At 48.9% G+C, this 13891-nt stretch carries 7 protein-coding genes; all 7 read right to left on the bottom strand.

Annotated elements, in window-relative coordinates; translation table 11 throughout:
- Positions 1-14: 14 nt before the first annotated feature.
- The gene (uup, locus tag BFC17_RS08910) at positions 15-1940 is read right to left on the bottom strand and encodes an ATP-binding cassette ATPase Uup (RefSeq protein ID WP_070176081.1); all 1926 of its coding nucleotides are present in this window, start codon (positions 1938-1940) and stop codon (positions 15-17) included.
- On the bottom strand, positions 1937-2191 hold the full coding sequence (locus tag BFC17_RS08905; RefSeq protein ID WP_373287123.1) for a glutaredoxin family protein: 255 nt from the start codon (positions 2189-2191) through the stop codon (positions 1937-1939). Before BFC17_RS08905 ends, uup begins: the two co-directional genes overlap by 4 nt.
- Positions 2170-4287 (bottom strand): bifunctional 23S rRNA (guanine(2069)-N(7))-methyltransferase RlmK/23S rRNA (guanine(2445)-N(2))-methyltransferase RlmL, encoded by a 2118-nt coding sequence (gene rlmKL / locus BFC17_RS08900; protein WP_070176080.1) that lies wholly within the window; start codon positions 4285-4287, stop codon positions 2170-2172. Before rlmKL ends, BFC17_RS08905 begins: the two co-directional genes overlap by 22 nt.
- On the bottom strand, positions 4287-5294 hold the full coding sequence (pyrD, locus tag BFC17_RS08895; protein WP_070176295.1) for a quinone-dependent dihydroorotate dehydrogenase: 1008 nt from the start codon (positions 5292-5294) through the stop codon (positions 4287-4289). Before pyrD ends, rlmKL begins: the two co-directional genes overlap by 1 nt.
- A 143-nt stretch (positions 5295-5437) precedes the next feature.
- Positions 5438-10273, bottom strand: a complete 4836-nt coding sequence (locus BFC17_RS08890; protein ID WP_070176079.1) for an NAD-glutamate dehydrogenase — start codon at positions 10271-10273, stop codon at positions 5438-5440.
- Between the two features lie 198 nt (positions 10274-10471).
- Positions 10472-12793, bottom strand: a complete 2322-nt coding sequence (locus BFC17_RS08885) for an efflux RND transporter permease subunit (protein WP_070176078.1) — start codon at positions 12791-12793, stop codon at positions 10472-10474.
- Between the two features lie 9 nt (positions 12794-12802).
- On the bottom strand, positions 12803-13837 hold the full coding sequence (locus BFC17_RS08880; protein WP_070176077.1) for a WD40/YVTN/BNR-like repeat-containing protein: 1035 nt from the start codon (positions 13835-13837) through the stop codon (positions 12803-12805).
- Positions 13838-13891: the final 54 nt, after the last annotated feature.

The following is a 13891-nucleotide window of genomic DNA, read 5'->3' as shown; positions in this document are numbered from 1 at the left end:
CCTGTTTGTAGCTGTTAGTCTTCCAGCATACTTTCTAGTTCGTCCCAGCGCGCATAAGCCTGGGTTAATTCTTCTTCGATTTTTGCTAATGCATTCAATACGGCCGTCGTTTGTTCGCTGTCCTGTTTAAAAAATTCAGGGCTGTTAACGACCGATTGCTGTTCTTCGACCTGTTGTTCCAGCTTTTCAATTAAGGCTGGTAAATTGTCGAGTTCCCGCTGATCTTTGTATGATAACTTTTTCGCCTTACGGGGAGAAGTCTTTGCAGTGGGACTGACTTTTTCTGATTTAGTTTCATTTTTTGTTGCTTTAGCCGGCGCAGAAATATAAATCGATTTGCCCTGCCCGGCATACCAACTCTGGATATCAGAATACCCACCAACAAATTCTTCAATTTTGCCGTTCTCGGTAAATAACAAGCTGGAATTCACCACATTGTCTACGAATTCGCGATCGTGACTCACCAGAATTACCGTGCCGGTATAGTTAATCAGCAGGGTTTCTAGCATTTCGAGGGTTTCCACATCCAAATCGTTGGTGGGCTCATCGAGGATCAGCACGTTGCTGGGTTTTAGCATTAAGCGGGCAATCATCAGGCGGTTTTTCTCGCCACCAGACAAAGATTTCACCGGCGCATTTACCCGCTCCGGGGTAAACAGATAATCCTGCAGGTAGCTCATTACGTGACGGGGATGACCATTGACCATAAGATCCCGTTTTCCGTCGGCTACCACATCGATAACGCTTTTCTCTAAATCCAGCCCCATACGGTGCTGGTCGAAATAGGCTACTTCCAGGTTAGCGCCCTGGCGACTACTGCCTGCGGTTGGCGTCAGTTCACCTAACAACAATTTAATCAGGGTACTTTTACCGCAGCCATTAGGGCCTATCAACGCCAGTTTATCGCCGCGTAATACAGTAAGATCGAGCCCGTCAACGATGGTTTTGCCTTCAATCTGGTAACTCAGGCCCTGGGTTTCAAACACCAGTTTGCCCGAACGTGCGGCAGTGTGCTGTGCCATGGCGGCATTGCCGGATAATTCGCGGCGGGCTGCTCGTTCTTCCCGTAGCTTTTTAAGGGCGCGTACCCTGCCCTCATTGCGGGTTCGGCGTGCCTTAATACCCTGGCGGATCCAGACCTCTTCCTGAGCCAGCTTTTTATCAAATTCGGCCTGCTGACTGGCTTGTACTTCCAAATCGTGCTCTTTTTTCTCGAGATACGTTTGGTAATTCCCCGGATAGCTGGTCAGCTGGCCACGGTCTAAATCGACAATACGGGTAGCCATGGCGCGGATAAATGCCCGGTCGTGGCTGATGAACACAATTGCGCCCTGATACTGCTGAAGACTTTGTTCCAGCCAGCGGATCATTTGTACATCCAGGTGGTTGGTTGGCTCATCGAGCAATAAAATGTCGGGTGATCGCACCAGTGAACGTGCTAATGCTGCTTTACGCCGCCAGCCACCAGAGAGCGACGCCAGTGAGGCACTGCCATCTAATTGCAACATGGTGAGCGTCTGTTCGATTTTTTGTTCAAACTGCCAGGCGTTTTGGGTTTCCAGTTGCTCCTGTAGCGTTTGCAGCTTATTCAGGTTCTGCTCGCTGGGGTCTTCAGCTACCAGTTGGATCTGTTTGAAATACCCTTTAAGGATATCGCCGACTTCGGCAAGGCCTTCGGCTACATAATCAAACAGCGCAATGTTGGTGGTTTGCGGCGGGTCCTGCTCAAGGCGCGCGATAATAGTATCGCGTTCTACAATCCGCTGGCCATCATCGGGCACCACATCGCCACTGATCACTTTCATCAGCGTGGATTTACCACTGCCGTTGCGTCCCACGATACACACGCGTTCGCCGGGTTGGACCACCAGTTCGACACCGTCGAGTAATGGCGGTGTACCAAATAACACAGAAATATTTTTAAGTTGTAACACACTCACTTCAGAAACAGCTCCAGTTCATCGAGCGTAAACGGCCAGCCCAGTTCGGTGCCGTTATCTTCACGTTTTAATACCGGGATACGCACAGCGTACAGATGATAATGGTCGGTATTGTCGCGAATATTATATTTATTAACAGTTAACTGCGAATAATGACTGCTCTGGCGCAAAATTGCCTCAGCATCATCGCATAAACAGCAGTTAGGGCCGGTAAAAAAAGCGATATTCATCAGGATTTTAATAACCAGCATTGGTGGATATTGCTATGCCGGGCAAAATCCTGCGGGATAGTTTGCGCCGAAATATTCTCCGGCGTTAAGCCCAGCGCTGCCATAGCGTCGTTATCCAGTTTAAAACCGCGACGGTTATTCGAAAACACAATAGTGCCACCGGGGCTTAAACAACGTTTTGCCTGCGTTAGCAACATCACGTGGTCCCGTTGTACATCCCAGGTAGTATCCATACGCTTTGAATTGGAAAACGACGGCGGGTCTATAAAGATCAGGTCATATTTGCCATTATGGCCAACCAGCCACTGCAAACAGTCGGCCTGCACAAAATGATAAGCGCCCGAGAGCTTATTAAGCTTAAAGTTATCCCGCGCCCAGTTTATGTAGGTATTGGACATATCCACGGTGGTTACTGAACGCGCGCCACCGAGGGCCGCTGCAACAGACACACTGCCGGTGTACGAAAACAAATTCAGTACATCCTTGCTTTTCGCCATCTGGCGGACTTTCTGCCTTGTGGTGCGGTGATCAAGAAACAGCCCGGTATCCAGGTAATCGGTCAGGTTAACGTACAGCTTGGCACCGTTTTCCCACACGACTTTACGATTTCCTGCGGTATTGATTTTTTCGTACTGCTGTTTACCTTTTTTCTGCTCACGTACCTTAAGCATAATTTGTTTAGCCGGTACGCCTGTTACCGCCGGTAAATACAACAGGACTTCCTGTAAACGTCGGCGGGCTTTTTCGGCATCGATGGTTTTTGGCGGCGCATATTCCTGCACTACCAGGCAGTCATCGTAAACATCAATGGCCACGTTATATTCAGGCAAATCTGCATCATAAATCCGATAGCAGTTAGTATCCTGTTGCTTTAACCAGGGTTTGAGCTTTTTAAGGTTTTTCTTCAGGCGGTTGGCAAAATCGTTATCACAGCTGTCGCCAAACTGCTGGCAGTTATTGGCATCCAGCACGTAATTGACCAGCTTACACTCAAGTTTACCGTTCATCAGGCTGTATTCTTTGTTACCCCGTAACTTTAACAAACGGAGTAACTCACGATTACTGCTGAGTAACGATACATGCCAGTCCTGCCAGTGCTGCTTTAACTGCTCGCCCCAGCCAGCAAAGAGCGGGATAAGCTCGGTGAGTTCACCCAGGCGCTCACCATAAGGCGGATTACAGACAAGATAACCGGCCTCTTTTACCGCCTGCGGCGGCGTTAATTTGGTGGCGTCCGATACGTTAAATTCAATCAGTTCAAACACACCCGCTTCATTGGCATTTTGCTTGGCAATCGCCACCAGTTTACGATCGATATCACTGGCAAATAAGCGTGCATCGGGCGAAATTTGGCTGGCTTTTGCGTCGTCTATAATCTCCTGCCACATGCTCTCACGGTGGCCCAGCCATTTGCTGAAGCCCCAGCGTTTGCGGCCAAGTCCCGGCGCGCGGTGCATTGCCATCAGGGCCGCTTCGATAGCCAGGGTGCCGGAACCGCACATAGGGTCGACCAGTGGTTTGGTCATATCGTTAACCCAACCACTGCGCATCAGCATAGCCGCCGCAACATGTTCTTTAAGCGGTGCCAGACCGGTGTCCTGACGGTAAGCACGCTGGTGCAGGCTACCACCGGATAACTCAATGCCGAGTAAAATTTTATCGCGATGCAGACGGCCACTGATCACCATATCCGGAAAGTCACGGTCTACATTGGGGCGTGACTGCGCTTCGTCGTAAAAATGGTCAACAATGGCATCTTTAATTTTAAGCGCGCCAAACTGGGTGTTATTGATGGCCTGGCTACTGCCATTAAACTGCACCGAAAATGTGTTAGCCACTGCAAAATGCATTGACCAGTCCACATCCCGGGCTGATTCGTACAGTTCTTCTGCGTTAGCCGCTTTACCCTCATTGAGTATCCAGATAACGCGGTTAGCCAGCCGTGACCATAAGCACACTTTATAGGCGGCAGTCAGATCGCCATTGACCCGTACGCCGCCGCGGGCAATTGCCAGCTCAGTATCCGGGCAAAGTTCTGTCAGTTCTTGTTTTAATAACTCGTCAAGACCACGACTGGTGGTGACTAAAAAGCCGAGCTGTGATGGTGTTACAGACATTACAGGCCTTCCACCAGGCGTTTTACTAACGCTGGCCCCTGATAGATAAACGAGGAATACACCTGAATCAATTGCGCACCGGCATTCATTCTGGCTTTTGCACTGGCTACATCATGGATGCCACCAACACCGATAATAGGGAGTTTATCACCCAGTGCAGCATAGAGTTGCTCGGTAATAAGCTGGCTTTGATTTACCAGTACTTCACCGCTCAAACCGCCGGCCTCGCCAGCATGGGGTAATCCTTCTACTGCGGCGCGATCCAGCGTTGTGTTGGTTGCAATCACGCCGTCCATTTCGCATTTGATCAACGACTCGGCAATACCGTTAACTTCTTCCGGGGTTAAATCCGGCGCAATTTTAATAAACAGCGGGACGTATTTACCATGTACCTGAGCCAGCGTCGCCTGCGCTTCTTTGAGCCCGCTCAGCAGAGCTTCAAGGGCTGCGCCGTATTGTAAGTTGCGTAAGCCCGGCGTGTTTGGTGATGAAATATTAATGGTTACGTAGCTGGCATGCTCATATACTTTATTCAGACACTTCAGGTAATCATCCAGCGCATTGGCTTCTTCGGTGTCTTTGTTTTTACCAATATTAATGCCCAGGGCACCGTCATAACGGCTGGCTTTTACCTGCTCTACCAGATAATCCACACCTTTATTATTAAAGCCCATGCGGTTAATGATGGCGTTTTTCTCTGGCAGACGGAATAACCGTGGTTTGGGGTTACCCGGCTGCGGACGAGGGGTTACCGTGCCCACTTCAATAAAACCAAATCCCATGGCGGCAAAGGCGTCGATACACTCACCGTTTTTATCCAGACCAGCCGCTAAACCAACCGGATTGCGAAAGGTAACACCAGCCACAGTCACCGGTTTATCCGGTGTCTTTTCACTGTAAAGTGCGCTAAGCGGAGTCCGCTGGGTGCGGTGCAACCACTTTATACTAAAATCGTGGCTTTTTTCGGGTTCGCAATTAAGCAGTATTTTTTGGATCAGTTCGTACATGAAGTGTTTTAACGCCATATAGTAAAGCCCCGTATGGTAGTGACCTTGCGGATTACCAAACGGGGCTGTGAAGATTCGGTATACAATATTGCGCTGGCAACAGGGCCAGCGCAACAGCAGGTATCAACCCATGATTGCGTAGTTTACTGGTTAGACTTCATGCTTAAAAGCATCAATTCACGCAGCGCAACAGAAAACTTAGCAAAATCGTGGCTTGAGCTGGTCTTAAACTCACTCATCATATGATACCAACGTTTTAGCAAGGCTTCATTATTTTGCATCCAGTTCTCTAAAATACCATCTGCATCCTTTGATTTACCGCTGCCAACCAGTAAGGTGGCAACGATTGAGCGTTGTTGCCAGTCCAGTTCTTCACGGTAGGATGCTCTGGCTAGCGCCTGCCAGTGGTTGCCCACAGGCTGACTGTTGATTTGCTCAAGGAACCAGTGCAATTCCAGCGTGGATCCCAACTGATAATACAGGCGGGCAACCACATCGATGCTGTGGGATCCCTGCTCTACCACCTGGGTTAAATCAAAGGCACTGAACAGGTTGCTGAAGGCGGCAACGCGCGCAGCGATGGCCTCAGGCACACCTTTTTCCATCCAGTTCTGGGTGGCTTTTTCCAGTTGTTTGATTTCGTCTTTCACCAGATAGTTTGGCAGGTTTGCACAAAGGTCTTTTACCGCTGGCTGATATTTTTCAACAGACTGCTGAATATCATTACAGTTATCACCATGGCGAATATACCAGCGCGTGCCGCGACGCATCAGGCGGCGGGCTGATTCCAGCATCGCCAGCTGCACCTTGGCATCTACTTTATTGTCCAGCGCTTCAATGTCCTGCCACAGCTGGCTGATATCAAACACGCCTTTAACAATGCTGTAAGCGTTAGTGATCTCCACAATATCCGCACCGGTTTCTTCCTGCATGCGATACACAAAGTTTGGTCCCATATCGTTAACCATATTGTTGGTTAACTTGGTGGCTATAATCTCAGCGCGCAGCGGGTGCTGTTGCATCTGTTCGGCAAACCGCTCTCGCAGCACCGGTGGAAAGGCGCTAATCAGTAGCTGACCGTGATACGGGTTGTCCGTCAGTGCCGGAATATTCAGCTGGTCTTTTAATACCATTTTACCGTACGCGGTGATAACACTGAGTTCCGGGCGGGTCAGCCCACGGTTTTGCACGGCTCGATCGGAGATTTCATCGTCATTAGGGATAAACTCTAACTCCCGGTTTAACGCGCCATCCCGTTCCAGACCATGAATAAAACGTAATTGTTCTTTCAGCGAGGCTACACCGGTCATCTCAGTAACCGAAATAGTCTGGGTCTGGCGGTAACAGTCCTGCAGTACGATTTTGGCGACATCGTCGGTCATGTCATACAACAGGTTGTTGCGTTGCTTAACGGTCAGGTCGCCATTGCTCACCAGCGCATTAAGCAGGATCTTAATGTTAACTTCGTTATCTGAGCAATCTACCCCACCAACGTTATCGATGAAGTCGGTATTCACCCTGCCGCCATTGGCCGCAAACTCCATACGACCCAGCTGTGTGGCACCCAGGTTGCCGCCTTCGCCAATAATTTTGGCTTTAATATCACAACCATTTACGCGCAATGAATCATTGGCGCGGTCGCCCACATCAGTGTGGCTTTCTTTTTTGCTCTTCAGGTAAGTGCCAATACCGCCGTTCCAGATTAAATCGACCGGCATTTTAAGGCAGTTATGAATAAGCTCACTTGGCGTCATGGATGACTGACGGGTGCCGAGCCAGGCTTTCATTTCCGGTGTCAGCGTAATTGACTTAGCCGCCCGGCTGAATACACCACCGCCTTTGGAAATGAGTGATTTGTCGTAGTCATCCCAGGTCAGGCTAGGGTTTTCAAACAAACGCTGACGCTCTTTATAACTCTTAGCGGCATCCGGATCAGGGTCGAAGAAGATGTGCAGATGGTTGAACGCCACAATCAGGCGGGTATGTTCAGATAACAACATGCCGTTACCAAACACGTCGCCGCCCATGTCGCCGATACCCACGCAGGTAAAGTCCGTAGTCTGGCAATCAACGCCGATTTCACGGAAATGGCGTTTAACCGATTCCCAGGCACCACGTGCGGTAATGCCCATTTTTTTATGGTCATAACCAATGCTGCCGCCTGAGGCAAAGGCGTCGCCTAACCAGAAGTTATATTCTTCGGAAATACCGTTGGCGATATCAGAAAATGTTGCCGTTCCTTTATCTGCTGCCACCACCAGATAGGGGTCATCCTCGTCCAGGCGCACCACATTTTTCGGCGGCACAATAGCGCCATCAACAATATTGTCGGTGATATCCAGTAAGCTGCGAATAAAGGTGCGATAGCACGCTTTACCTTCTTCAAAAATTTCCTGGCGACTGGCTCCGGCCGGTAACTGCTTGCATACAAACCCGCCTTTCGCACCTACAGGCACAATCACGGTGTTTTTTACTTGTTGTGCTTTTACCAGGCCAAGAATTTCTGTACGGAAATCTTCCTGACGGTCAGACCAACGTAAACCACCGCGGGCCACACGGCCACCACGTAAGTGCACACCTTCGATTTTCGGGCTGTACACAAAAATTTCGTATTTAGGCAGTGGCAGCGGCATTTCCGGAATCATTTCCGGCAACAGCTTAAACGACACATACGGCTTCTCGCTGCCGTCTTCGGCAGGCTGGTAGAAGTTAGTTCTTAACGTGGCGTTAATCATATCCAGATAACGGCGAATAATACGGTCATCATCCAGGTTGCTAACCTGATCCAGTGCGTCGGTGATTTTGTCGTGCAGGGTTTGCTGACGCTTTTTATTAGGTTTGCGCGAAGGATTGAATATGAGGTCAAAATAATTGATCAGCATTTCTGCAATATGCGGGTAATTAGACAGCGTATTAGCAATGTAGTCGCGGCTGAAGCTGCTGCCTGTCTGGCGCATATACTTGGCAAACGCACGTAAAATAGTAACGTTGCGGCCAGTCAGTTCTGCACTTAACACCAGGCGGTTAAAGCCATCATCTTCCAGCTCGTTGTACCAGACTTTGGCAAACGCGTCCTGGAACAGCTGCTGCGCCTTAACCATGTCCAGATCATTACCGCTCTTATGCAGCATGGTAAAGTCCATCACCCATTTTACCGTGCCGTCTGCACACTGAATTTTATACGGGCTCTCATCAATCACCCGCAAACCAAAGTTTTCCAGGATCGGTAATACATCCGACAAATGAATCGGTTCGAACAGATGGAACAGCTTAAGTTTTACCACCTGGCTTTCGGCTTGTTCTTCCTGTGGACGATAGAACAACATGCCCAGATTTTCATCGGCAGTGAGCAGCTCTAATTTTTCAATATCAACCAGCGCAGCGCTGGGCAGATTGTGCTCCGTGTACGATGGTGAAAACGCGTTGAGGTAGTTACGTTCCAGGCGCTTGGCCCCTGCTTCGCCGTAGGCGGATGTCAGGGCAGAAGATAAGCGGTCGTTCCAGGTTTTGGTTAACTCAATAATGTTGTGCTCGATATCCTTCACATCTAATTCCGCATTGTTGTTTTCAACCCTGGCGATGTAATGAGTGCGGGCATACACCGACTCAGAGAAAAAGGTGGTAAATTCCACTTCGCCGGTAGCTCCCATGGAGCGTTTAAGCAGTGCCTGGGTTTCTTTACGCAACTGGGTGTTGTATCGCTCCCGCGGTACGTAAACCATGCAGGAGTAAAAGCGGCCAAAGGTATCCTTACGCACGAACATGCGCGTGATACCGCGTTCCTGCATCTGGAAAATCCCGCGGATAATTTCGGCCATTTCCTCTTCCGGGGTTTGCAGCAATTCATCCCGGGGATAGGTTTCAACAATATTGTTAAACGCTTTAAAGGCGTGAGTATCCGGGTCAAATTCAGACAACTCACAAATGCGGCGGATCTTGTCTGATAGTAACGGGATATCCTTGGTACTGCTGTTATAAAAACTTGCAGAATAAAGTCCAAGGAAACGGTGTTCGCCGGTAACCTGCCCCTTGGCGTTAAATTCTTTAATACCAACATAATCCATATACGCCGGGCGATGCACCCGTGAGCGGCTGTTGGTTTTAGTTAGCAGCAGCAAATGCTGGCTCAGCGCTTCCTCACGGGCACTGGCGGGTAAGTTGGATAACAGGCGGGGTTTATCACTCACCGAGTTTTTCATTAAACCAAGGCTGCTGTTGTTATCCGGTGTCCACTGGTGATCACCTTCAATGGCGCTGACCGAATAATAACGATAGCCCATCAGGGTAAAGTTATGGTCTCCTAACCATTGCAGAAAGCGTATGGCAACGTCCTTGCGATCTTTATCGATAGGGAGCTTTTTCGCTTTACTTACCTGTTCGGTGATGGCCAGTAATTTGTCCAGCATGGGCTGCCAGTCAGCCACCGCTAATGACACTTCATCGATAGTGGAATGTAACTCTGACGTCAGTGAATCAATATCCGCTTTACTGGTTTGCCGATCGACTTCGATGAAGACGACGGTCTGTCTTAATGTGCCCGATTGATTGGCATCGAGGATTTGCGTGAGTTTATGATTGTTGTCCCGCTCGATGTTCATGGGACTGTGGATCAGCATGTGCGCAGTGATCCCCAGCCTATTAAGTGCCATGCGAATGGAGTCGACTAAAAACGGTACGTCGCGAATGATCAGTTCGACAATGGTGTGACTGGATTTCCAGCCATGCTTTTCGATCTCGGGATTAAACACGCGCACGTGCGGCGTAGTAGCATCAAAATTGGCAAATGCATTCCACAAGCTTAGCGTGGCGCCGTATAAATCGCTGTCGTTGCGGTTCTCAAGATCGTCCAGAGAAATATTTTTAAAGAAATGCCGGCCAAAGGTGTGAATATGCTCACGGCTCCTGGCATCAACCTTTTTGTCGATAAGTGAAAAAACATTCTCAAGCAAAACTGAATAGCGCTGAGAGTTAGTCGTCATGTGCTTTACCTAATAATAATTTTAGTAACGTGTAGATTGGTGTTAAGTATAGATTGTACAAGCATATTTTCGCCAAAATATGAGGTAATTTAAACCCCACTTTTTACATTGTATTTACATTTTGGGTAAGTATTCAGATTATGCAAATAAAAAGGAGCCTTATCGGCTCCTTTTATGCGTAGTTATGCGAAAAAAATTTTAGCGGTCAGAGTGACTGAACCATAAGAGTCTGGCCAGGGCCGGCAGTACCACAATAGCCCCCAACATATTTACCAGGAACATAAAGGTTAACAGGATACCCATATCCACCTGGAACTTGAGTGATGAGAATACCCAGGTACTTACTCCAATGGCCAGGGTGATGCCGGTAAAGAGTACCGCACTGCCCCGTTCTTTAAGCGCCTCAAGGTAGGCCTTTTCTACCGACATGCCTTGTTTAATCAGACCATTCATGGTCGACAGGATATAAATACCGTAATCCACGCCAATACCGACGCCAAGTGCAATCACCGGTAATGTGTAAACTGTCAGACCGATGCTAAGGTAAGTCATTAATGCCTGCGCCAGAACCGATACTACATAAAGCGGCAACACAACTGAAATCGTGGCACGCAGTGAGCGGAAGCTCAGCAAGCACAAAATAATCACCGCACCAAATACGTATACCATCATCGGCGTTTGTGCTGCCTGAACGGCTTCATTTGTTGCCGCCATTACCCCTACCGGACCAGACGCCAGACTGAACCTGGTATTCTCGGTTTGATATTCATCACGGTAAGCTTTCACCGCATCCACTACCCGCGTGATAGTCTGTGCTTTGTGATCTTCCATAAACAGAATGACCGGCATCACCGAACAGTTACCATTGAGTAAACCGGAAGACGTGGGCACGCGTGAAATGGCCTGCACCAGGGTTTGCTGGTTGCGAGGAAGTACCTGCCATTTGGGGTTGCCCTCGTTATAGCCTGCGTTAATGACTTTTGCTACCGACGCCAGCGATACTGCTGATTGCACGCCCTCAACGTTGGTCATCTTCCACTGAAAATCATCAATGGCACGCATGGTGTCGTAATCGGTACAGGCTTCCGCGGTAGATTCCACCAATACGGAGATATAATCCACGGTGACTTCAAAACGGTCGGTAATCAGTGCGGTATCCTGATTGTAACGGGAGTCTTCATGCAGGACAGCCGCGCCGGCCTGAATATCCCCTATCTGCATTTGTTTTGACTGAACAAAACCCAGGGCAAACAGGATGCCTGTTACCAAAACAATGAGTATGGCGGTATTTTTTCTGGTACACACGTCCAGCAGGTGCCACATACCCTCAGATTTGGCTTCTCTGCCGGCAAACCTGTCCAGATAATGCTCAGGAAAACGAATAAAGCTCATTAACACCGGCAGTAAAATCAGGTTAGTCAGAATGATTACCGCTACCCCTAAACTCGCTGTGATCGCCAGTTCACGGATGATACCAATATCGATAACCAGCAGCGTTAAGAAGCCAACGGTATCTGACAGTAATGCAATACCACCGGGGACCAATAACGCCCGGAAAGCCGCCATTGCCGCCTGTTTAGCGTTACTGCCCTTAACAATATTTTTTTCAACGGCATTGATCATTTGCACGCCGTGACTCACACCAATGGCGAAGACTAAAAACGGTACCAGAATCGACATAGGATCAAGACCAAAGCCCAGTGTCGTTAACAGCCCCATTTGCCACACCACAGCAATAACTGAACACATAATCGGTAGTAGTGTGAGCATGATATTGCGCGAGAAGAAATACACCATCAGTGCAGTGATCACGATAGCAATAGCGAAAAACAGCACAACAAACTTAGCGCCGTCTGCCACATCACCAATCATTTTGGCAAAGCCAATGATATGGATGCTAACCTGGTCATCTTCGAACTGGCCACGTAGTTTACTTTCCAGCTCTGCCGCCAGCGCCAGGGTATTTAGCGGTTTGCCCGTTTCCGGGTCCAACTCTAACAGTTGTGCCGTAACCATGGCACACTGGTAATTATTGGACACCTGGCGACCAATAATTTTTGCTTTCTCGATGTTGGCAGCCACGGTTTGCAAGGCACGAGGGTTAGAAGAATCAAAATCGGCCGGGATCACCGGGCCCCCGGCAAAACCGCCTTCAACGATTTCGGTAAACCGGGTAGACGGTGAAAACAGCGATACCACCAATGAGCGGTTCACGCCATTGATAAAGAACAGTTCGTCATGGACTTTTTTTAACGTATCGAAAAAGTACTGATTAAATATATCACTGTCTTTGTCACACACGGCCACCAACACGTTATTCGCGCCACCAAAATCCTTGCGGTGTTCCATGTAGGTCTGCATGTATTCATGATTTAACGGGATGTTTTTTTCAAAACCCGCATCCAGCTGCATGCGCGATGCCTGGAACGCCAGCACCAGGGAGGCAAAAATAAAAAGAATAATAACCAGCGGTCGATTGTTAAAAATCAAACGCTCTAAAAACTGACTAAAAGAAGACATAACGAAAAGTTAATCCAAAGAAAGTGTATGAATACCGTCAGCCGCGGTCACCAGAGTTTTCCCGTCTGACGATACCGCATTCAAAAGTGCTGATTTACTGTCGGTTTGCGTAACCGTTACGCCCATAGCTGGTTCGCAGTTGCCGGGATTGGCGTAGGGATCAAATACAGAAGTGGATAATGGCAGCGTTGCTTTTACCACCACCCCGTTATTTCCAATAAATGAGAGCTTATCAGCGCCGGTCAGAATGGAATTGAGTGTAGCGGTGCTACAGGTTTGCAGATAATCCCACTGCTCACCCTGTTCGCTGACAAAAATATTGCCCCGCAGGCCAGCTGCAACCAGCAAGCCGGAATCAAGCTGAACAAAATCAAAAAAAGACCCGGTGTACTCTGATTCCAGGCGCTGCCAGCTATGGCCGTTATCGTGACTCATAGCCAGCAAGCCTGCCTCACCCGCCATTAATAAACTGTTGTCAGCGCCACGGGCGATGCGGTTCAGGTGCGGCAGGATGGAATCCAGCTCCTGCTGATAGAAATCTTCGTCTTCCTTGCGGATCTCTTCCAGATATTCCAGGTCATAAGGATTTAATAATTCTGCATGGCGTTCGTTGGTCCAACTGGCTCCGCCGTCATTGGTGCGGTAAAACAGGCCATAGGCACCAATAGCTATGCCGTGTTGAGCATCTAAAAATAAAACGTCAAGAAAAGGCCGCTCGAGTTCGGGCTGGGTCATTTGCAGTTGCCACTGCTGACCGCCGTCAGCAGAATGCAGAATTACGGCATCATGGCCTACTGCCCAGATATGCGAGCCAACCAGGGTAACGGCAGTCAGCGTTGCCTGCGTGGGCACGGTAACCTGGGTAAACTCACCACCGCCCTTTTTGATCAATACATGACCCCGTTCACCCACGGCGACCGTAATATCGCCACTGGCAATATCCAGTAATAAGGATTCTGTTACTAAGGGTGCCTGATAAGACTGTTCAGCATTAACACTTAACGAAAACAACAGCAGCAGCACCGAAGAAATGGATATACGCATTAAAACGTTTAGCCTCCAAAAATATAAGTCTGGTTAACAAAACGGTTGGCCAGG

The sequence above is a fragment of the Marisediminitalea lipolytica genome (assembly GCF_001758465.1).
Classification (GTDB): Bacteria; Pseudomonadota; Gammaproteobacteria; order Enterobacterales; family Alteromonadaceae; genus Alteromonas; species Alteromonas lipolytica.
This window is presented reverse-complemented; position numbering and strand designations above follow the sequence as displayed.

Bases quoted from the DNA above. Each gene is read 5' to 3' on its own strand.
- rlmKL (WP_070176080.1), bottom strand. From the start codon at position 4,287: ATGTCTGTAACACCATCACAGCTCGGCTTTTTAGTCACCACCAGTCGT.
- BFC17_RS08905 (WP_373287123.1), bottom strand. From the start codon at position 2,191: ATGCTGGTTATTAAAATCCTGATGAATATCGCTTTTTTTACCGGCCCT.
- BFC17_RS08885 (WP_070176078.1), bottom strand. From the start codon at position 12,793: ATGTCTTCTTTTAGTCAGTTTTTAGAGCGTTTGATTTTTAACAATCGA.
- BFC17_RS08880 (WP_070176077.1), bottom strand. From the start codon at position 13,837: ATGCGTATATCCATTTCTTCGGTGCTGCTGCTGTTGTTTTCGTTAAGT.
- BFC17_RS08890 (WP_070176079.1), bottom strand. From the start codon at position 10,273: ATGACGACTAACTCTCAGCGCTATTCAGTTTTGCTTGAGAATGTTTTT.
- pyrD (WP_070176295.1), bottom strand. From the start codon at position 5,294: ATGTACGAACTGATCCAAAAAATACTGCTTAATTGCGAACCCGAAAAA.